The sequence below is a fragment of the Sphingosinicella sp. genome (assembly GCF_041916975.1).
GTDB lineage: Bacteria > Pseudomonadota > Alphaproteobacteria > Sphingomonadales > Sphingomonadaceae > Sphingosinicella.
In genome coordinates this window covers 1-18,453 of the sequence record NZ_JAYRYK010000001.1, presented here as the reverse complement: position 1 = coordinate 18,453, position 18,453 = coordinate 1, and the positions used below count along the sequence as shown (strand labels likewise).

Genomic DNA, 18,453 nt, shown 5'->3' with positions numbered 1-18,453 from the left:
CGCGCCTAATCCACTCCAAGCATCACCGCAAGCGCCCGTCCGATCGGAACAGGCGGGCGGCCCGCGAGGATGCGCAACTTGTCGGCGCGCGTCGAGCTGCCCGCGTAGAAACGCGCGACGAGCGCGTCCGGCAGCCGGTAGAAATGCTGAAGCACCCGATAGCGCGCGGGCGGATCGGCCGCGCGGAACAACATGCGCGCAAGCATCCGGTAATAGCGGCGCCCGTGCCACGTGCGTGTCGCGTGCGAACGCACGGCATTGTAGACGAGGTCGGGATCGAAGCGGGGCAGATCGGCGAGGAGATCGGCGGTGCGCACGGCATCGGGAAAGCTGTAGCCGGTCAGCGGATGGAAAAGCCCCGCCCGCATCCCGAGACGGGCGACCCCCGGCGTCCCCGCGTCCCAAAGCGCTTCGATATTTCCGCCGAGCGCCAGCGGCAGCACGCCGCGCTCGCTCCTCACTACACCGTGCGGGCCGAGCCCGGCGCTGAGCGCCCAGTCCCCGATGCGTGCCTTCACCGCCTCTACATCAAGGTCGGGGCTGTCGCTGTAATACGTATCTTCGATCAGCAGGCGGCGCTCGTCCCACGGCAGCACGTAGACGAAGCGGTAGCCTTCCGCCTGATCGACCGTGGCGTCCATGATGAGCGGGGCTTCCATGCCGTGCGGGCGCAGCGTTTCGATCTCGAGGCCGACGAATTTCTGCCACGCAAGCTCCAGCGCCGTCGTCGGCGCATGGCCGCGCCCGTCTATGACGACGTGTCCGCCGATCCGCTCCCCCGATTCCAGCGTCACGCCAGTCGCATCGAGGCTACGGACCTTGCGATTGAGCAGCAGGCAATCTCCGGGCATGGCGGCGCGCACGGCAGCGTCGAGGTTCGCCGATCGCGCGCTCGCATAGCCGTGGTGCAGCGTGCGGCTGAACGCCGGGAAGCGAACGTCGTAGCGCGGCCAGCGCGCAGCATAGAGCGGCGCGGTCCATTCGCGCTGCGCCGGGGTCATGTCGCTGTCGAAGGAAGACCAGACGTGGTCGCCGCCGATCCGGCTTTCAGCCTCGACGATCGCGACGCGAAGCTCCGGCCGCCGCGTGGCCAGCCTCAGCCCCGCAAGCCCCGATGCCAGGCCCCCGCCCACCAGGATCAGGTCGAAATCCATGCTCCGACAGGTGTAGCGGGTCGGCGCACAAATGCCACCGGATTTGCATGACCGCCGCCCGTGCGGCTGATAGAAGGCGCGCGTGGCCGAAGCCTTGATCACAATCGCCGCGATGATCCTGATCGTCGCCGTCCGCTATCTGGCGGTTTCGGGCGCGTTTGCTTGGCTTTCGGGGCGGGTGCGGCCAGGCATCTATGCGGGCGCACGCATGGCGCGGCAGATCCGCGGCGAAATCGCCTGGTCGCTGACCGCCGCGGCGATCTATGCGGTGCCCGCAGGCCTTGCCGTTCATCTGTGGCAGACGCGCGGTTGGACGCGCATCTACACCGATCCGGTCGCTTATGGCTGGTGGTGGCTGCCGGGGAGCGTGCTCGCCTACCTCCTCGTCCACGACACGTATTTCTATTGGACGCACCGCTGGATGCACGCGCCCCGCCTGTTCGCGCGTATCCACAAGGTACACCACGACAGCCGGCCGCCGACGGCGTGGGCGGCCATGAGTTTTCATCCATGGGAATCGTTGATCGGCGCGGCGCTGATCCCGGCGCTTACGTTCATCATCCCGATTCATGTCGCGGCGCTGGCGCTGGTGCTGACGGTGATGACCTTTTTCGGCGTCACCAACCACATGGGCTGGGAGCTGTTTCCGCGCGCGCTGGTTAACGGGCCGTTCGGGAAGCTGGTGATAACCGCCTCGCACCATCACCGGCACCATCAGGATTATCGCTGCAACTACGGGCTTTATTTCCGGCACTGGGACAGGCTTTGCCGGACGGATAAGGGCCTTGGAGATTTCGATGCAGAAACGCGTGCTCATCTCGGCGGTGTGCCTGCCGCTTCTCGGCGCGGCGGCGGCGCCACAGCAGGCCTCGCTGCACCTGACGTTTGAAGGTCTGCGCTCGCAGAAGGGCAGCATCCGTCTCTGCCTCTGGCGCGATCCCGCAGGCTATCCGGATTGCACGCGCGGCACCGGCGCAACGAAGGAAAGCGTGCCCGCCGCGAATCCCGTGCTCGACATCACCGGGCTTCCGCCGGGCGACTATGCCGTCTCCGCGATCCACGACGAGAACGACAACAAAAAACTCGACAAGAGCTTCATCGGGATGCCGACGGAGGGGGTCGCGTTCTCGAACAACGCGAAGATCGCCTTCGGCCCGCCGAAGTTCGAGAAGGTCCGCTTCCATGTAGACGGCGAGACGACGCAGACGATGCGTATGCGTTATTTCCTTTGAAACCCATACGCTTTAACGGACGCGCATGAAGTTCGAACGCAGCGAAGAGAACGTCGGCAACCGCGTCTTCAAGGGCGCATTGTTCCTGGCCGGCGCCCGTTTCGTGCTCCGCCTGTTCTCGATGGTGAACCTCGTGGTGCTCGGCCGCCTGCTCGCGCCCGCCGACTACGGCGTCGCCAGCCTCGCGATCGTCGTTATCGGCTTCGTGCAGGTGCTCTCCGACATGCGCGTCAACAGCGCGCTCATCGCCCTGCGCGATATCGACAAGCACCATATCGACACCGGCTTCACCATGAACTTCCTGCGCGGCCTACTGATCGCCGCGGTCCTGTTCGTCTTCGCCGGGCCGATCGCCAACTACATGAACGAACCCAAGCTGGGGGACGTGCTGCGCGTGATCTGCGTGGTGCTGATCTTCGACGGCGCGCGCAACCCCGCGTTCATGATGTACCAGCGGAACATCGATTTTTCGAAGGAGTTCAACCGCCGCGTCGCCTCCACGGTTCTGGGCTCGCTCGCCGCCATCGTCGTGGCGATCCTCACCGAAAGCTATTGGGCGATCGTTGCGGGCACAATCGCGGGGCGCTTCACGGAAATGGCGCTCAGCTACTGGCGCATCCCCTATCAGCCGCGCGTCAGCTTCCGCGAATGGCGCACCTTCCTCGGCTTCGGCGGCTGGCTGACGATGTCGGGCATCATCTCGTACTTCACGCAGATCGCGCCGCAGTTCCTGATCGGCAAGTATCTCGGCGCCGCACAGCTCGGCTATTTCACGATCGGCCGCGACGTTTCGCAAGTAGCGACGCGCGAGCTGGCGACACCGATCAGCCAGGCGATCACGCCCGGCTTGTCGGCCATAGCGCACAACAACAAGCGCCTGCGGGGTGCATACCGCAAGGCGCAGTCCGTGATCCTGGGCATCGCGCTCCCCATCGGCGTCGGCACCGCGCTGATGGCGAACGAGATGATCGCCATCCTCGTCGGGACCAAATGGCTGCCTTCTGCCGAGGTCGTCATCGTGCTCGCCCCCACGCTCGCCTTCACGATGATCACCTCCGCCACGGATGGGCTCGCGATGGCGAAACAGGCGACGCGCGCCATGTTCAACCGCGCCGTCTTCGTCGCGGTGATCGCCATGCCCGTCTATGGCCTCGCGATCTGGAAGGGCGACTTCATCACGGTGATCTATGCGCTCGTTTTCCGCCTGCTGCTGCAGACCGCCGTGAACATGTATTTCGCCAAGACACTGATCGGCGATTCGTTCTTCTCGCCGTTCACCGCAAGCTGGCGCAGCCTCCTTGCCGCCGCCGCGATGGCCGGCGCCGTGCTTGCCGTCGCCGCGCCATTCGCGCCGGGCGACGCGGAATATGTGGTGCTCCTTGAGATGATGCCGCGCGTTATCCTCGGCGCCGCGGTTTACGTCCTCGCCCACTTCGTCCTGTGGCGGCTCGCGGGCCGTCCCGACGGGTTCGAGACGAAGATGCTGGAGGTTTCCGGCATCGCGCTCGGCAAGCTCCGCCGCTTTCGCCGCACGGCGAATTGACAGGCGACGCGGAAGCCACCAGAGTCCGCCGCAGCATTCGTTCCAAGGGGTACCCGGTGTGACGCCGGGCTGAGATCGCCGCACGAGCGGGGGAACCCTTCGAACCTGACCCGGGTCGTGCCGGCGTAGGGATCGGAACCGCAGCGTCCTCCAGGAAACCGGGCGCGCTGCCACTGCCATATCCCCTCGCCTGTGCGCCCCATGACGGAGCACGACACATGGCCGACATCCCCGCCCGCACCGAAATCGGCGTCACCACCGGGCCCATCCGCGGCAGCCGAAAGATTTATGTCGGCCCGCACAAGGTCGCGATGCGCGAGATCGACCTCGAGCCCTCATCGGGCGAGCCGCCGGTGCGCGTCTACGACACCTCCGGCCCCTACACGGACCCGAACGCCCGCATCGACATCATGGCCGGCCTCCCCGCGCTCCGCCGCGACTGGGTTCTCGGCCGCGGCGACGTGGAGGCCTACGACGCCCGCGAAATCCGCCCGGAGGACAACGGCCAGCTCGGCCCGGACCGCTCCGGCGGCGTCCAGCCCTTCCCCAATGTCGTGAAGCGGCCTTTGCGGGCAAAGCCCGGCATGAACGTCAGCCAGATGCACTATGCCCGCCGCGGCATCATCACGCCCGAGATGGAATATGTCGCGGAGCGCGAGAACCTCGGACGCGCGCGCCTGAAAGAATATGTCCGCGACGGGCAGGACTTCGGCGCCGCCATCCCCGATTACGTAACGCCCGAGTTCGTGCGAGACGAGGTCGCGCGCGGCCGCGCCATCATCCCGAACAACATCAACCACCCGGAATCAGAGCCGATGGTGATTGGCCGCAACTTCCTGGTGAAGATCAACGCCAACATCGGCAACTCGGCCGTCGCCAGCAACGTCGCGAGCGAGGTCGACAAGATGGTGTGGGCCATCCGCTGGGGCGCGGACACGGTGATGGACCTTTCGACGGGCCGCAACATCCACGACACGCGCGAATGGATCCTCCGCAACAGCCCCGTGCCCATCGGCACCGTGCCGATCTATCAGGCGCTCGAAAAGGTCGGCGGCATCGCCGAGGACCTGACGTGGGAGATCTTCCGCGACACGCTGATCGAGCAGGCCGAACAGGGCGTCGACTATTTCACCATCCACGCGGGCGTGCGCCTGCCCTATGTGCCGCTCGCCGCAAAGCGCATGACCGGCATCGTGTCGCGCGGCGGCAGCATCATGGCGAAATGGTGCCTCGCGCATCACAAGGAAAGCTTCCTCTACGAACGCTTCGACGAGATTACCGAGATCATGAAGGCGTATGACGTCGCCTACTCCCTCGGCGACGGCCTCCGCCCCGGCAGCATCTACGACGCGAACGACGAGGCGCAGTTCGCCGAGCTCTACACGCTCGGCGAGCTCACCAAGCGCGCCTGGGCGCAGGATGTGCAGGTGATGATCGAAGGGCCGGGCCACGTGCCCATGCACAAGATCAAGGAGAATATGGAAAAGCAGCTCGAAGCCTGCGGCGAAGCCCCCTTCTACACACTCGGGCCGCTCACCACCGACATCGCGCCCGGCTACGACCACATCACGAGCGCCATCGGCGCCGCGCAGATCGGCTGGTACGGTACCGCGATGCTTTGCTACGTGACGCCGAAGGAGCACCTCGGCCTCCCCGACCGCGACGACGTGAAGGTCGGCGTCGTCACCTACAAGCTCGCCGCCCACGCCGCCGACCTTGCCAAAGGCCACCCCGCCGCGCAGGTCCGCGACGACGCGCTCAGCAAAGCCCGCTTCGAATTCCGCTGGCGCGACCAGTTCAACCTGTCACTCGATCCCGACACCGCCGAGCAGTACCACGACCAAACCCTCCCCGCGGAAGGCGCGAAGACGGCGCATTTCTGCAGCATGTGCGGGCCGAAGTTCTGCTCGATGAAGATCAGCCAGGAAGTCCGCGACTTCGCGAAGCTGCAAAATCAGGACAGCGCAGGCTTCATCGCAGCAGAAGACGCCGAGAAGGGCATGGCGGAAATGAGCCAAGTCTATGAGGATACAGGGCGCGAGTTGTATATGGGCGCGGGTGATCGGGAGCATGATTGAGCTTGGCCGGGATGACATTGCGAAAATACTCGTCGTCGCCTAAACTGCATTATCTACGATATTTTCGGTTTGGGCGAGAATATGAAGATTGAATCACAAGACAGGCGCGTTGATGAGCTTCTTAAGGGGAGCACATTTGTCATTCCACGCTTTCAGCGCCCGTATTCTTGGGAGCCAGATCAAGTAAATCAGTTTTGGAATGACATATTGGACAATATGTCAGAGTCCTACTTTATCGGGTCGATGGTAGTATACAAAATCGGCCGCTCTTCTGTAGCCGTTGTCGATGGACAACAGCGAATCACGACTATTACCATCCTCCTCTGCGCCATCCGCGAAGGCTTCAAGGCTCTCAAGCGAGACGACCTCGCTTCGGGTCTTCAAGCCTATATCGAACAGAGAAATAGAGAAAATAAGACAGAGTATGTTCTCCAGACAGAGACGTCTTTTCCCTATCTTCAAGAGGAAGTTCTAAAGAATGGCCCCGCAGAGGCCCCCTACGAAATCGGAAGGGAAGAAGAGTCAATCGATAAAGCGTTTACGATTTTCAAATCTCACATCACAGATCATTTAGCCGAATTCCTGAGCAACAAGGAGCAGTCCAAAGAGGACAACGAAAAAGATGCTAGCGACTGGCTTTCTAAGCTCAGAGACACTGTATTTGATCTCAATATAATACTAGTCACCCTCGATAACGAAGATGACGCCTATTTAATATTCGAAACGTTAAATACCCGAGGCAAGGACCTTGCCCTTTCGGATCTACTTAGAAATCACTTCGCGAAATTTATCAAACCAGAGAGCGGAGTCGATCAATCCACGTTGAAATGGGCAAAGGTGCTTGACACCATTGACAGCGCCCCCATGCCGCTCGACCCAGACACCTTTATTGTCCATTCGTGGCAAAGTCGATATGATTTTGTTACAAAAGCAAAAGCATTTCCCCGGATTAAGTTAAAAGTTACCAAGAAAAATGCCAAATCTCACCTTGATAGGTTCGTAACTGATTCTCAAAATTGGCGATCAATATTTGATACAGATTATGGATGGTCGAAAACAGAACGCTCTGTCGCCCGATCGTTGGCAGCTTTGAGAATATTCAAAGTAGTTCAACCCACTCCGGGCATTCTATCTCTAATTAGGGCGTACAAAGATAATATTATAAAATTGAAGATTTTGAGAGACGCCATAGAAAAAATTGAAAAATTCCATTTCTCGTTTAACGCAATAACGTCGTCTCGCTCCTCTGGCGGCATTTCTGGCATGTACTCTTCTTTTGGACGTCAAGTGTTTTCTTGCAATGATAGTAATGCTATCGGATTATGCGTAGTTGATTTGATTGAAAAGCTTCATGATCGAGAGGTGTCTCCATCAGAATTCGATGTTGGGTTTGAACAAGTGATTTTTACGAAAGTCCACTCATCTCAAAAATCCCTCGTACAGTACATTCTCAAGAAGGTATCCCTTTATGAAAGCCAGCCCTTTGTCGGAGAATCAGACGATTTAACTATTGAACATCTTCTATCTCAGTCCTCTGGAAAGTCTGGTTTAAAAGACTCGATAATAGGGCAGTTGGGAAATTTGATCCTTGTCGACTCAAAGACGAATGAAATGCTCGCAAATAATGATTTTAAAGATAAGAAAGATATTCTAATCTCAAGAGGGTACAAGCTCCCTGAAGTATTGTTGCAGGCGGACAGCCTCACCGAAGAGGTTGTTCTAGCGAATACGGCCCGAATATCGGAGCTTGCAAGAAACCACATTTGGAAAGTGTAGGGCTGGGTCTAACAGGACAAACGGCGACGCCCATCTGCATGGATTACAGTAACAATTTACTATCCCTCAAATTCCAGCCCCATGGACTGGCCGCTAGTCGTCCCCACTCCCTCACCATGCTAATCTCCCACACATGCTCACTCGCCCCCCCCTCACCATAATTGAAAAGCTGGCGCCGAGAGTTCAGGCGCAGATCGCCCACCGCTTCGCTGGCATACCAACGCGAAACGATCATGGCCGCCCTCGACATGCGGGCAACGTCATACTGAGCAGCGCCCTGCGCCACTGAAAATTCTATTGTCCTACAGCGTACCAAATCGGTTAATCCTTACAGATGGCCGATCAGACCCCCGCCCCCGCCCCGACCACGACGCCCGCCGTGCGCGACGCCCACGGCTTCAATCCCGATGATTACGAATGGATTCCCGTCGCCCGCCAGCGCCGGTCGGACGGCTGGACGCCTCAGCGGCAGCGCGAGTTCATAGAGGCGCTTGCCGATACCGGATCGGTCGTGGAGGCGGCGCGTGCCGTCAACATGTCGGCGAACTCCTGCTACCGCCTCCGCCGCGCGCCGGGCGCGGAGGGGTTTGCGGCAGCGTGGGAGGCCGCCATTGCCAATGCCTCGCGCCGCCTCGTTGATATCGCCTTCGATCGCGCGGTGAACGGCGTCGAGGATGCGGTGCTCGACAGGGACGGCAACGTCATCCACATCCGCACCCGCTATAATGATCGCCTGCTCATGTTCCTCCTCCGCGCGCACCATCCGGAGCGATACCGCGCGCCAGACCATCGCCGCCGCGCGGTCCCGGCCACCGAAACGGCGGCCACAAATGTGGCCGTATCCGGCGCCATCCCCGCCACCCTGCCCGCACCCTCCGCCATCATCCCGGATATCGCCCGCGCGCTCGATACGCTCATGCCCGTCTGCCCGCCCGATCCGCACAAACGGATGCACCCGGAGGATCTGGAAAACCTGATCTTCAACAACCGAGACGACTGATACCCGCCCGGGAATCGCTCGCCTTGGTGTAACTTTCCTCACCTTTGCCTGCCGGAAGCCCATTTGATGACCACACCCGCCGCTCCCGCGCGCACCCGCGATCACGCCTTCCCGCCCGTGGCGGATGCGCGGACGCGGGTGCTTGTGCTCGGCAGCCTGCCGGGGCGGGCGTCGCTCGCGGCACGGGAGTATTATGCCAATCCGGGGAACGGGTTCTGGCGGTTGATGGGCGCGGTGACGGGCATTGATCTGCCCGCGCTTCCCTATGCGGCGCGGCTGGAGGCGCTGCTCGCACGCGGCATCGGCCTGTGGGACGTGATCGCCCATGCCGAGCGCGCGGGGAGCCTCGACAGCGCCATTCGCTCGCCCGCCGCGCGCGACCTCGCCGCGATGGCGGACGCGCTCCCCGCGCTGGAGGCCATCGCCTTCAACGGCCGCACCGCCGAGCGGATCGGGCTGCGGCAGCTCGGCGAGGACGCGGCGCGCTGGCGCATTCTCACGCTTCTTTCCAGCAGCGGCGCCTGCGCCGTGCCCGCCGATGTGAAGCGGGAGAACTGGATGCGGCTTCGTGCGTTTACCTTGTGAGCGTTGATGGGGCTTGCAAGATGTTCCGCGTTTGTTCTATATGAACGAACAGGGAACGAAAGAGGCGTGCACATGCAGAACGTCGTTTTCCATCGCTACTTCCTCGCGCTGCGCCCACCGTCGCTGCTGGCGACCACGCTAGGCATGATGGGCTCGGTCTATCATCTCGCCGGGTCGCGGCTTCCCGCCGACCGGCTGCACATCACGCTCGCGATGCTCGGCGGCACGTATGAGGCGCCGCAGCCGCGCCTTGTGGAGCGCGTTGGCGAGGCGCTGCACGACATCGCCCTCCCCGCTCAGCGCCCGGTGTTTGATCAGCTTGTGCGCGCGAACGACCGCGCGCTCCTCACGGCGTCAGAGCCGCTGACCTTCATCGAGAGCTTCCGGCATGAACTCGTGGAGCGCCTTTCGAGTGCGGGCATCTCGGCGGATGTCCCCGCCTCACCCCCGCACATGACACTTGCGCACGGCCACCAGTGGCGCACGGGGACGGAAAGCATCGATCCGATCAGCTGGCGCGCGGACGAGCTGGTGCTCATCGAGAGCCATGTCGGTGCAGGCCGCCACATCGCGCGTGGATCGTGGGCGCTCGGCGAGGTTACGGAGAAGGTGCAGTTGCCGCTGCCGCTCGCCCTTCCCGAAAAGATGGCTGCGTAGCTCATGAGCGGGGGGAAGATACGCGTCGGGATTGGCGGCTGGACCTACGAACCCTGGCGCGGCACCTTCTACCCGAAGGGACTCGCGCAGGCGCGGGAGCTTGAATATGCCGCAGCGCGGCTCGGCGCGATCGAGATCAACGGCACCTTCTACAGCAGCTTCAAGCCCGCGAGCTTCGCCAAGTGGGCGGATGCCGCGCCCGAGGGGTTCGTGTTCACCGTGAAGGCCTCGCGCTTCACGACGGTCCGCAAGAAACTCGCGGACGGTGCAGAGTCGATCGAGAAGTTTCTGGGGCAAGGTCTTGAGGCACTGGAAGACAAGCTCGGCCCCATCCTCTGGCAGTTCCCGCACACCAAGGCGTTCGACCCGGAAGACTTCGGTGGCTTCCTGAAACTCCTTCCCGAAAAGCTTGGCAGGCATCGCTTGCGCCACGCGCTGGAGGTCCGCCACGTCAGCTTCGAGGACGCCGCCTTCGTGAAGCTTGCGAAGGATGCCGGCGCAGCGATCGTCTACGCCGACAAGCCCGGTTACCCCACCATCGACGAGGCCACCGCCGATTTCACCTACGCCCGCCTCCAGCGCGCCGAGGAGGATGTACCGACGGGCTACACACCCGCCGCGCTCGATGACTGGGCCGCGAAGGCGCACGGCTGGGCCAAGGGCGGCCGCGACACGTTCGTCTTCATGATCAACGGCGCTAAGGTCCGCGCGCCAGCGGCGGCGCAGGCGCTGATGACGCGGCTCTAACGCTTTTTCACAAACTCCGCGCGCAGGACGAGGCCCTTGATGCCATCGAAGCGGCAATCGATTTCCTGCGGATCGCCGGTCAGGCGGATCGACTTGATGACGGTGCCGACCTTGAGCGTCTGCCCCGCGCCCTTCACCTTCAGATCCTTGATGAGCGTGACGCTATCGCCATCCGCCAGCAGGTTCCCCGCCGCGTCGCGTACCTCGACGACGGATCGCGCGGCCGCGTCTGCGGCGCTGATCCACTCGCCGGTCTCGTCGTCGTAAACATACTCTTCGTCGGCCATCGCCCGCTCCTGCTGCTAAGCCGGACCCATAAGGCGCGGGCGGGTGACGGTGCAAGTTGATAGCTCAGGCCGGCGAGAGCTTCTTCGTTTCAGCAAAAGCGAGCCGTCCGATCTCGCGGCGGACATCGTCTGCGGTATGCCTGCCCATTACTTCGATGTAGCGAACGCCAGCTTTGCGTAGCGCTTCCTTCTTCACGGCGTCCCGAATGGCCGCGGTATTCTGATAGTGGCCACTGCCCTGATACTCGATCGCAGCAAGGGGTTCACCCGATTGCGAGATTACCAGAAGGTCGACGCGCTTTGAGTTGATCGCGGCAAAGGCGCGAGCGTTCTCCGAACGCAGGATTTCGCCAAGACTAACCTGCGCCATCACGCGCCATTTCAGCCCGCTTTCGGCAACGGCACGCTCCGCGGCATAAAGGACGCGCGCCTCCTGCTTGTTGAGCAGGGTCTGCTTCGTAAACTCAGCCGCCGTGACAACACGAAGTTGCTCGGCGGGATCAGCGATGCTGATCTGCGGCACAGCAGGCGCTTGCCAAGGCCGGCTCCGCCCACTCTTTCGCGTTTGCCTGCGACCGCTTCTGGGAAGCAGGCGTTCCAGCCCAATTCCCGCAGCAACGCCGCCAAGAACAAGCGCGAACACCAGCGTATCGAGCGAAGCAAACTGAAGAAGTGCATCAATCATCGCACAAGTCTTGCACGCACTTCTTGCTTATTGCTTACTTCACCCATGGCTGGTGCGACTCATGAGAAAAACGCGCGCTAGGGAGACTTTGCATGACCTACGTCGATGGTTTCGTGCTCGCGGTGCCGCAGGATCGGCTGGATGAATATCGGGCGCTGGCCACGCTTGCGGGCGAGGTGTGGATGGAGCATGGCGCGCTTTCCTATGTGGAGTGCGTCGCCGACGATGTGCCGTACGGCGAACTGACGTCGTTTCCGCGTGCGGTGCAGGCGAAGGACGGCGAGGTCGTGGTCTTCTCGTGGATCACCTATCCGTCACGCGAAGCGCGCGATGCGATCAATAGCAAGGTGATGGCCGACGAACGCTTGAAGCACGACCACGAAAATACGCCGTTCGACGGCAAGCGCATGATCTATGGCGGCTTCAAGACGTTCCTGAGCTTCTAAGGCCTACTTTGCGCCCTTCTTGCCCGCGTATGCGGCGTGCCATGCCTTCACGGCGGCCATCGTGCCGGTGATGTGGCCCTTGGGCGCCATTTCCGAATGCACGAAGAGGATCTTGCCGTCGGGCGCGATCACGTAGGACGTGCGGTTCGAACGGCTGGGCATCATCGCGAGCGGCACATCGTATTTGTCGATGAGCGCCTTGTCGGCGACGCCGACGGCGAACTTATTGCGGCATTCCTTCACCGAGAATTCGTTGAGCTTCTCGATCGGGTCGTTGGACATGCCGATGACGGTCGCGCCCATCCTGGCGAAATCGTCGGTCGCATCGGCGAAGGCATTGGCCTCGACCGTGCAGCCGGGCGTGAACGCGGCGGGGAAGAAATATAGCACGACCGGGCCCTTTTTCAGGGCCGCGGCGAGCGAGAAATCGAAGGGCTTTCCGGCAAGCGACGCCTTCGTCGCGAACATAGGCACCTTCGCACCCACGGCGAGCGCGGCGAGCGCGGGGCTGGCGAAGGTGACGGCAGCGGCGATGACGGTGGTGGCGGCCAAGCTGAACAGGCGCATGAAACAATCCTCCTCGGGGGCTTTTGCGCGCAGGCTATGCCTGAATCGGCCCGGCTCCAAGGCGCTTTTCGGGGTATCGTGCGTTCATTCGGCACGAGGCTGAAAAACGGAGGCAGGGACCATGTTCGTCGCAGCCTATTGGTGGAAGGTGAAACCCGGCAAGGAAGCGCAGTTCCGCGCGGCGTGGCGGCGCGGCACCGAACTGATCCGCGAACACTACGGCAGCCTCGGCTCGCGCCTGCACCGAGACGCGGAAGGCCGCTTCATCGGCGTGGCGGAGTGGCCGGACGAGGCGACCTGGCGGCGCGCCTATGACGCGAAGATGACCTACGACGAGCCCGAAACGCGCGCGGCGTTCGTGGACGCGATCGAGGACGCCGCGGACGTGCCGCTGTTGCTGATGGACGTGACCGACGATCTTCTCGACCGCGCGGATGACAAGACGGCGCGCCCGATGCCATAATGGCGCACGAGATTTGAACGGGAGGGAGCGAGAAATGCGGACACTGGTGATTCTGCTCGCCGGATGCATGGCCGTCGCGTGCGACAATGCTGCCCCGGCGGACCAGCCCAAGGTGGATTCCACGGACCCGAACAGCGTGGATGCGGCGGCAGGCGGCACGACGCCGGAAGCCGATGTCGAAACCGCAGCGCCGGCGTCGGCGGAGACCGACGTAGGCATTGGCGCCGCCGGGATCGACCTCGCCGCCTATGCCGGCAAGTACCCGTTCGACAAGGTGAACGATGTCGCCTTCTTCGATCAGCCCGTCGTCAAGGCTGCGATCGCCGCCGCTATCCCGGAAAAGGCCGTGCTCGGCTGGGTGATGGGTGCGAACGGCGGCCCTTCGGCGCCGATCGAGGTGAAGAACGGCAAGGTCGCTTCGTGGGCGTGCGAGCAGCACAATTGCGGCGACCACCAGTGGACCGTGCTGATCGACCCCGCCGGAAAGGCCGCCGAGGTCTGCTATCAGGATGCCGCCGCGTTGCCCGGCAAGACCCGCTGGTATCGCGCGGGCGCCGCGCCCGAGACGCGCGAAGGCACCTGCCAGCTTTAGAGCGTGTCCTGATCGATCAGGCGGGTTTCGAAACGGCCCGCACGATCAGCCCGGCAAGAAGCGGCGCGGCAACGCCTGCGATCTGCATCCAAAGCGGCACGCCCGGAATCGTGAAGCCGTTGTAAAGGCACGCCGCGAGGATCAGCCCGGCGACGATCCAGCCCGCCGTGGCCCAGCGCGTGATGCGCACGGCAAGAAGCCCGCCGATGAGCGTCGCCAGAAACCAGCCCAGCGCCATGATCATCTTTGCCTTGGTCGGCACCTCGGCGAAATCTCCCGCGCTTGCGACCCCCGGCACCACCATGCGACTGACGTAATCCATCGCGCCGACCACCAGCATGGCGACGACGATCCCTGCGAATGTTCCGAATATCTTGCGCACCATCCCACGCCCCCTCCCACCGGGCGCAGCGATAATAGCGGAATTCGCGGGTCAGCGCTTCAGGACATAATAGAGGACATAGAACCACGAGAAGAAGCCGTGGACGATCGCCCACAGAATCGATTTGTGGAGGCTCCACGAAATCGTGATCGCGAGCGCCGTGCCAAAGCCGATGCCCGCCTTCGCGGTTGAAATCGTGACCGAACGCGAGTCCGCCATTGCCCGTCTCCGCTGCTGCGTTGCAGGATCAGGAATAGCGGCTGTCGATCTTCTTTACAGCCTTGAAAGTAGGCGGGAGACCTCGCCGCCGGAATGCGCCGTTTCCATCATCTGGCATGGTCCATGCTTTATCTTCGGCGACCCTGGGGCCACCCTCGGCGGCATTCGGAACTGCGGCATACGACAACGAGAACAACGACCATCTCACCCGCTCCGACCGGCGATCACCCGCCGACGTGCCGACCGCGAAAAGAACGGTGCTTGAAAAACGGGTCACGCTGCCAAAACGGGCGGCCTCGGTATCATACCGGGGCCGCCCTATAACCTTCGGCTTCCAGCGTAGGGGTGGCAACAAAAGTGTCGGTGGTGCATTGTCGCCGCGGGCGCCCATCCCCCTTACGCCGAGAGCGCCCTCGTCTTCGTTCGCATTTGAAAAGAGGGAGCCATCGCCATGACAACCGACCGTTTGCCCGAAGACCAGAGCTGGATCGACCCCACGAGTCTTTCGCGCCGGGGCGTGCTCGTCGGCGGTACGTTCGCCGCGGGTTTCGCCGCCGCCGTACAGCCCGTTGCCGCCAGCACGCTCAAGACCGATCTCAAGGGTCTCGACGAGCGTACGCTCTCGATCTCCGTACAGCAGGGCCAGATGCCCGCCTACCGCGTGAAACCCGCAGGCAGTGCGCGTGCGCCGGTGATCCTGGTGGTGCACGAGATCTTCGGCGTCCACGAATGGATCAAGGACATCTGCCGCCGCCTTGCCCACGCGGGCTATTATGCGATCGCGCCCGATCTCTACGCGCGCTGGGGCGATGCGACGAATGAAACCGATATCCAGAAACTGGTTTCGACGATCGTTTCGAAGGTGCCCGACGCGATCGTGATGGACGATCTCGACAGGGCGGCGGCATTCGCAGCGGCGGACGGCGGCGATCCTTCGAAGCTCGGCATCACCGGCTTCTGCTGGGGCGGGCGCATCACATGGCTCTACGCCGCCTACAGCCCGCGCGTGGATGCGGGCGTCGCTTGGTACGGGCGGCTTACCGGCGAGAACAAGCCGCCGATCACGACGAGCCAGCCGATCGAGGTCGCCGCGCGGCTGAAGGCGCCGGTGCTCGGGCTTTACGGCGGCAAGGACAAGGGCATTCCGGTGGTCGACGTGGATGCGATGAAGGCCGCGCTCGAAAAGGCGAAGTCACCCTCGAAGATCATCCTCTACCCTGAAGCCGACCACGGCTTCCTCGCCGACTATCGCCCGAGCTACGACCTGGCGGCGGCGAAGGCGGCGTGGGACGAGGCGCTCGGCTGGTTCAAGGCAAAGCTCAAATAGCTCAGGCGCCGATGTCGCGCCCGCGCGTTTCGGGCAGGTAGAAATACGTCACCAGCATCGCCACGGTGACGATGACGAACGTGTACCAGAGGCCGCCGAACACGGCGCCCGAGGACACGACGATATATTGCGAGACGAGCGGCAACAGCCCGCCGAAGACGCCGGTGCCGATGTGGTACGGCACCGACATCGAGGTGTAGCGGATGCGCGCCGGGAACAGCTCGACGAGCATGGCGGCGGCGGGACCGTAGGTCATGCCGGTGAGCAGCGTCAGCACGGAAGCGGCGAGGACGACGAGCCACCCCTGCCGCTCACCGCCGTCCGAGCTTTCGGGATAGCCCGCATCGCCGAGCGCAGCGCGGAACGCCTCCGGCTGGAAACCCGTGATGCGCGCGTCGGCGACGCGGACCTCGACCTCCGCCACGTCCGCAGGCGTGCGCGTGTAGTTGAGGCCGTTCGCCGCGAACCATTCGAGCGTTTCGGCGCAGGCGTCCTGCTGCCCGTCCGCGAAAGGATCGTAGCGGCAGGCTTCGGGCGTGACGATGGTGACCGGGTGCGCGCTCATCGCGCGCTCCAGCGCCGGGTTCGCCGCCGCAGAGATCAGCCAGTAGAGCGGGAACAGCAGCACGAGCGTGAGCGCGAAGCCGGTGAGGATCACGGGCTTGCGCCCGATCCGATCGGAGAGCCAGCCGAAGAAGATGAAGCTTGGCGCACCGACGATGACCGCCGCGCCGACGAGGAGCCGGGCGTCGGCCTCTGCAACACGCGATGCGCCTTGCAGGAAATAGAGCGTGTAGAACTGCGCGTTGTACCAGATCACCGTGAAACCCGCGGCGATGCAGAGCGCGATGAGGATGCGGCCAAGGTTGCCCTTCTCGCGAATGCTCTCCATGAACGGGTTCGCCGATGTCTTGCCCGCCGCTTTCATGGCGCGGAACACGGGACTTTCGTTCAGCTTCATGCGAATCCAGAGCGAAATCGCGAGCAGGATCAGTGAGGCGAGGAACGGAATGCGCCAGCCCCACGCCTCGAACGCCTCCTTGCCGATGATCGCGGTCGTGGAGACGACGACGATGATCGAGAGCAGGAAACCGCCGACCACGGCGATCTGGATCCAGCTCGTGTAGAAGCCGCGCCGGTGCGCGGGCGCGTGCTCGGCAACGTAAACCGCCGCGCCGCCATATTCGCCGCCAAGCGCGAGGCCCTGCGCGAAACGAAGCCCGATGAGGATCAGCGGCGCGGCGACGCCGATCTGCGCGTAGGTCGGCAGCAGGCCGATCGCAGCCGTCGCGAGACCCATGACGGTGATGGTAACGAGAAACGTGTATTTGCGGCCCACCTTGTCGCCGAGATAGCCAAACAGGATTGCGCCGAGCGGGCGGACGAGGAAGCCCACGGCAAAGGTCGCAAGGCTGAGCAGGAAGGCGAGCGTTTCGCTTTCCACCTGGAAGAACATGCGCCCGAGCAGCGCGGCGAGCGTGCCGTAGATGAAGAAATCATACCATTCGAAGATGGTGCCGAGCGACGAGGCGAGGATCACCATCCGGTCGCGTTTGACGTCGAATTCCCCTTCGGCGCGGTCGTCCGTCATTGCCCCCCCAATATGCTTTTTTAAGTGCGCAGCGTCTCGTCGAAGCGGAAGGGTTCGCCGATGGCGGTGCCGATGAGGCCCGCATCCCACATCACGCGGCGGCCGCGGATGATCGTGCCCACGGGACGCCCGGTGAGCGTCATCCCCTCGAACGGCGACCAGCCGCATTTCGATTGCAGCCAGTCGTTTTCGATCGTCCAGCGCGATTTGAGGTCGACGATGCTGAAATCGGCGTCGAAGCCCGGCGCGATGCGGCCCTTGGCAGTGAGCCCGAAAAGACGCACGGCGCCCGCCGACGTGAGATCGACGACGCGCTCGAGAGTCACGCGGCCCGCCGCCATGTGATCGAGCAGCAGGGGCAGCAGCGTCTGCACGCCGGGCATGCCGCTCGGACTCGCCGGATAGGGCTTCGCCTTCTCGTCCTTCGTGTGCGGCGCATGGTCCGACCCCCACACGTCGGGCACACCCTGCCGGAGCCAGTGCCAAAGGCCGTCGCGGTGCGCGCCGGAGCGGATCGGCGGGTTCATCTGCGCATAGGTGCCGAGGCGCGGATAGGCCTCCTCCCCCGCCAGCGTCAGGTGCTGCGGCGTCACCTCGCAGCTCGCGATGTCCTTGTGCTGCGCAAGCAGTTCAAGCTCGGCGGGCGTGGTGACGTGGAGCACGTGAATGCGCCGCTTCGCCTCGCGCGCGAGGCCGAGCACGCGGCGCGTCGCGAGGATCGCCGATTCGTCATCGCGCCACACGGGATGGCTGGACGGGTCGCCCTCGACGCGCAGATCCTTGCGCGCCTGCATCCGGGGTTCGTCCTCGGCATGAATGGCGACGCGGCGGCGACCCGAGCGCAGCACCCGGAGCAGCGTCGCGTCGTCTTCCACCAGAAGGCTGCCGGTGGAGGCGCCCATGAACACCTTCACGCCGCACGCGCCGGGCAGCATTTCAAGGTCGCGGAGCGCTTCCGCGTTGGCATCGGTCGCGCCCACGTAAAAGGCGTGTTCGCACCACATGCGGCCCTTGGCACGGGCGAGCTTGTGGGCGAGCGCTTCGGCGCTGTCTGTATTGGGATTGGTGTTCGGCATTTCGAACACGCCCGTCACCCCGCCCATCACTGCGGCGCGGCTTCCC

Annotated in this window: 21 protein-coding genes and 1 riboswitch; of the genes, 13 read left to right on the top strand and 8 right to left on the bottom strand. The window is 63.2% G+C overall.

All coding sequences use genetic code 11. The annotated features are described in order from the left end of the window. Positions 1-5: 5 nt before the first annotated feature. Positions 6-1,154, bottom strand: a complete 1,149-nt coding sequence (crtY, locus tag ACE3TJ_RS00105; protein WP_374592640.1) for a lycopene beta-cyclase CrtY — start codon at positions 1,152-1,154, stop codon at positions 6-8. Positions 1,155-1,266: 112 nt separating this feature from the next. Here crtY and ACE3TJ_RS00100 point away from each other — a divergent pair, with 112 nt between their 5' ends. The 9 genes from ACE3TJ_RS00100 (at position 1,267) to ACE3TJ_RS00060 (ending at position 10,772) form a co-directional block, all read left to right on the top strand. Further along, positions 1,267-2,043, top strand: coding sequence for a sterol desaturase family protein (locus tag ACE3TJ_RS00100; RefSeq protein WP_374599242.1), 777 nt, complete (start codon positions 1,267-1,269; stop codon positions 2,041-2,043). Continuing rightward, positions 1,952-2,386 (top strand): DUF2141 domain-containing protein, encoded by a 435-nt coding sequence (locus ACE3TJ_RS00095; protein WP_374592638.1) that lies wholly within the window; start codon positions 1,952-1,954, stop codon positions 2,384-2,386. The genes ACE3TJ_RS00100 and ACE3TJ_RS00095 overlap by 92 nt, the downstream gene beginning before the upstream one ends. 25 nt (positions 2,387-2,411) lie before the next feature. After that, positions 2,412-3,929 carry a lipopolysaccharide biosynthesis protein gene (locus ACE3TJ_RS00090; RefSeq protein WP_374592636.1) on the top strand — a complete coding sequence of 506 codons (1,518 nt, stop codon included), beginning with the start codon at positions 2,412-2,414 and terminating at the stop codon, positions 3,927-3,929. Positions 3,930-3,964: 35 nt separating this feature from the next. Then, a riboswitch (TPP riboswitch) is annotated at positions 3,965-4,079 on the top strand. A 68-nt stretch (positions 4,080-4,147) separates the two neighbouring features. Continuing rightward, entirely contained in the window at positions 4,148-6,007 is a 1,860-nt protein-coding gene (gene thiC / locus ACE3TJ_RS00085) for a phosphomethylpyrimidine synthase ThiC (RefSeq protein WP_374592634.1), read from the top strand. An 81-nt stretch (positions 6,008-6,088) separates the two neighbouring features. After that, positions 6,089-7,783 (top strand): DUF262 domain-containing protein, encoded by a 1,695-nt coding sequence (locus ACE3TJ_RS00080; protein ID WP_374592632.1) that lies wholly within the window; start codon positions 6,089-6,091, stop codon positions 7,781-7,783. Positions 7,784-8,117: 334 nt separating this feature from the next. After that, positions 8,118-8,783, top strand: a complete 666-nt coding sequence (locus tag ACE3TJ_RS00075) for a hypothetical protein (protein WP_374592630.1) — start codon at positions 8,118-8,120, stop codon at positions 8,781-8,783. 66 nt (positions 8,784-8,849) lie between these two features. Then, positions 8,850-9,368: a DNA-deoxyinosine glycosylase gene (locus ACE3TJ_RS00070; protein ID WP_374592628.1), complete on the top strand. Its 519-nt coding sequence runs from the start codon at positions 8,850-8,852 to the stop codon at positions 9,366-9,368. Between the two features lie 72 nt (positions 9,369-9,440). Continuing rightward, entirely contained in the window at positions 9,441-10,025 is a 585-nt protein-coding gene (locus tag ACE3TJ_RS00065; RefSeq protein ID WP_374592626.1) for a 2'-5' RNA ligase family protein, read from the top strand. Between the two features lie 3 nt (positions 10,026-10,028). Continuing rightward, entirely contained in the window at positions 10,029-10,772 is a 744-nt protein-coding gene (locus ACE3TJ_RS00060) for a DUF72 domain-containing protein (RefSeq protein ID WP_374592624.1), read from the top strand. Here the strand turns inward: ACE3TJ_RS00060 and ACE3TJ_RS00055 are convergent. Both ACE3TJ_RS00055 and ACE3TJ_RS00050 read right to left on the bottom strand, forming a co-directional pair. Beyond that, a complete protein-coding gene (locus tag ACE3TJ_RS00055; RefSeq protein ID WP_374592622.1) occupies positions 10,769-11,059 on the bottom strand; it encodes an alkylphosphonate utilization protein in 291 nt (96 codons plus the stop codon). The genes ACE3TJ_RS00060 and ACE3TJ_RS00055 overlap by 4 nt on opposite strands. A gap of 64 nt (positions 11,060-11,123) precedes the next feature. Further along, a complete protein-coding gene (locus ACE3TJ_RS00050) occupies positions 11,124-11,744 on the bottom strand; it encodes a DUF2726 domain-containing protein (protein ID WP_374592620.1) in 621 nt (206 codons plus the stop codon). A gap of 92 nt (positions 11,745-11,836) precedes the next feature. Here ACE3TJ_RS00050 and ACE3TJ_RS00045 point away from each other — a divergent pair, with 92 nt between their 5' ends. Continuing rightward, positions 11,837-12,190 carry a DUF1428 domain-containing protein gene (locus ACE3TJ_RS00045; protein WP_374592618.1) on the top strand — a complete coding sequence of 118 codons (354 nt, stop codon included), beginning with the start codon at positions 11,837-11,839 and terminating at the stop codon, positions 12,188-12,190. Positions 12,191-12,193: 3 nt separating this feature from the next. Here ACE3TJ_RS00045 and ACE3TJ_RS00040 read toward each other — a convergent pair whose 3' ends face one another. Beyond that, positions 12,194-12,757 (bottom strand): peroxiredoxin, encoded by a 564-nt coding sequence (locus ACE3TJ_RS00040; RefSeq protein WP_374592616.1) that lies wholly within the window; start codon positions 12,755-12,757, stop codon positions 12,194-12,196. 121 nt (positions 12,758-12,878) lie between these two features. Here ACE3TJ_RS00040 and ACE3TJ_RS00035 point away from each other — a divergent pair, with 121 nt between their 5' ends. After that, a complete protein-coding gene (locus ACE3TJ_RS00035; protein ID WP_374592614.1) occupies positions 12,879-13,220 on the top strand; it encodes an antibiotic biosynthesis monooxygenase in 342 nt (113 codons plus the stop codon). A 34-nt stretch (positions 13,221-13,254) separates the two neighbouring features. After that, complete coding sequence (locus tag ACE3TJ_RS00030) at positions 13,255-13,812, top strand: hypothetical protein (protein WP_374592612.1); 558 nt, start codon at positions 13,255-13,257, stop codon at positions 13,810-13,812. A 16-nt stretch (positions 13,813-13,828) separates the two neighbouring features. On the opposite strand, the gene ACE3TJ_RS00025 is transcribed toward ACE3TJ_RS00030, so the two are convergent. Both ACE3TJ_RS00025 and ACE3TJ_RS00020 read right to left on the bottom strand, forming a co-directional pair. Then, positions 13,829-14,197, bottom strand: coding sequence for a hypothetical protein (locus ACE3TJ_RS00025; protein WP_374592610.1), 369 nt, complete (start codon positions 14,195-14,197; stop codon positions 13,829-13,831). A 48-nt stretch (positions 14,198-14,245) separates the two neighbouring features. Further along, positions 14,246-14,413, bottom strand: a complete 168-nt coding sequence (locus ACE3TJ_RS00020) for a hypothetical protein (protein ID WP_374592608.1) — start codon at positions 14,411-14,413, stop codon at positions 14,246-14,248. Positions 14,414-14,864: 451 nt separating this feature from the next. Here ACE3TJ_RS00020 and ACE3TJ_RS00015 point away from each other — a divergent pair, with 451 nt between their 5' ends. After that, positions 14,865-15,740, top strand: coding sequence for a dienelactone hydrolase family protein (locus ACE3TJ_RS00015; protein ID WP_374592606.1), 876 nt, complete (start codon positions 14,865-14,867; stop codon positions 15,738-15,740). 1 nt (position 15,741) lies between these two features. Here ACE3TJ_RS00015 and ACE3TJ_RS00010 read toward each other — a convergent pair whose 3' ends face one another. Both ACE3TJ_RS00010 and ACE3TJ_RS00005 read right to left on the bottom strand, forming a co-directional pair. After that, a complete protein-coding gene (locus tag ACE3TJ_RS00010; protein ID WP_374592604.1) occupies positions 15,742-17,331 on the bottom strand; it encodes an MFS transporter in 1,590 nt (529 codons plus the stop codon). Positions 17,332-17,351: 20 nt separating this feature from the next. After that, on the bottom strand, positions 17,352-18,453 hold a 1,102-nt coding region (locus ACE3TJ_RS00005), incomplete at its 5' end, for a dihydroorotase (RefSeq protein ID WP_374592602.1).

Coding starts and splice junctions, on each gene's coding strand:
- ACE3TJ_RS00045 (WP_374592618.1), top strand. CDS start 11,837: ATGACCTACGTCGATGGTTTCGTGCTCGCGGTGCCGCAGGATCGGCTG.
- ACE3TJ_RS00025 (WP_374592610.1), bottom strand. CDS start 14,197: ATGGTGCGCAAGATATTCGGAACATTCGCAGGGATCGTCGTCGCCATG.
- ACE3TJ_RS00020 (WP_374592608.1), bottom strand. CDS start 14,413: ATGGCGGACTCGCGTTCGGTCACGATTTCAACCGCGAAGGCGGGCATC.
- ACE3TJ_RS00030 (WP_374592612.1), top strand. CDS start 13,255: ATGCGGACACTGGTGATTCTGCTCGCCGGATGCATGGCCGTCGCGTGC.
- ACE3TJ_RS00070 (WP_374592628.1), top strand. CDS start 8,850: ATGACCACACCCGCCGCTCCCGCGCGCACCCGCGATCACGCCTTCCCG.
- ACE3TJ_RS00050 (WP_374592620.1), bottom strand. CDS start 11,744: ATGATTGATGCACTTCTTCAGTTTGCTTCGCTCGATACGCTGGTGTTC.
- ACE3TJ_RS00095 (WP_374592638.1), top strand. CDS start 1,952: ATGCAGAAACGCGTGCTCATCTCGGCGGTGTGCCTGCCGCTTCTCGGC.
- ACE3TJ_RS00010 (WP_374592604.1), bottom strand. CDS start 17,331: ATGACGGACGACCGCGCCGAAGGGGAATTCGACGTCAAACGCGACCGG.
- ACE3TJ_RS00015 (WP_374592606.1), top strand. CDS start 14,865: ATGACAACCGACCGTTTGCCCGAAGACCAGAGCTGGATCGACCCCACG.
- crtY (WP_374592640.1), bottom strand. CDS start 1,154: ATGGATTTCGACCTGATCCTGGTGGGCGGGGGCCTGGCATCGGGGCTT.
- thiC (WP_374592634.1), top strand. CDS start 4,148: ATGGCCGACATCCCCGCCCGCACCGAAATCGGCGTCACCACCGGGCCC.
- ACE3TJ_RS00065 (WP_374592626.1), top strand. CDS start 9,441: ATGCAGAACGTCGTTTTCCATCGCTACTTCCTCGCGCTGCGCCCACCG.
- ACE3TJ_RS00080 (WP_374592632.1), top strand. CDS start 6,089: ATGAAGATTGAATCACAAGACAGGCGCGTTGATGAGCTTCTTAAGGGG.
- ACE3TJ_RS00100 (WP_374599242.1), top strand. CDS start 1,267: ATGATCCTGATCGTCGCCGTCCGCTATCTGGCGGTTTCGGGCGCGTTT.
- ACE3TJ_RS00035 (WP_374592614.1), top strand. CDS start 12,879: ATGTTCGTCGCAGCCTATTGGTGGAAGGTGAAACCCGGCAAGGAAGCG.
- ACE3TJ_RS00090 (WP_374592636.1), top strand. CDS start 2,412: ATGAAGTTCGAACGCAGCGAAGAGAACGTCGGCAACCGCGTCTTCAAG.
- ACE3TJ_RS00055 (WP_374592622.1), bottom strand. CDS start 11,059: ATGGCCGACGAAGAGTATGTTTACGACGACGAGACCGGCGAGTGGATC.
- ACE3TJ_RS00075 (WP_374592630.1), top strand. CDS start 8,118: ATGGCCGATCAGACCCCCGCCCCCGCCCCGACCACGACGCCCGCCGTG.
- ACE3TJ_RS00040 (WP_374592616.1), bottom strand. CDS start 12,757: ATGCGCCTGTTCAGCTTGGCCGCCACCACCGTCATCGCCGCTGCCGTC.
- ACE3TJ_RS00060 (WP_374592624.1), top strand. CDS start 10,029: ATGAGCGGGGGGAAGATACGCGTCGGGATTGGCGGCTGGACCTACGAA.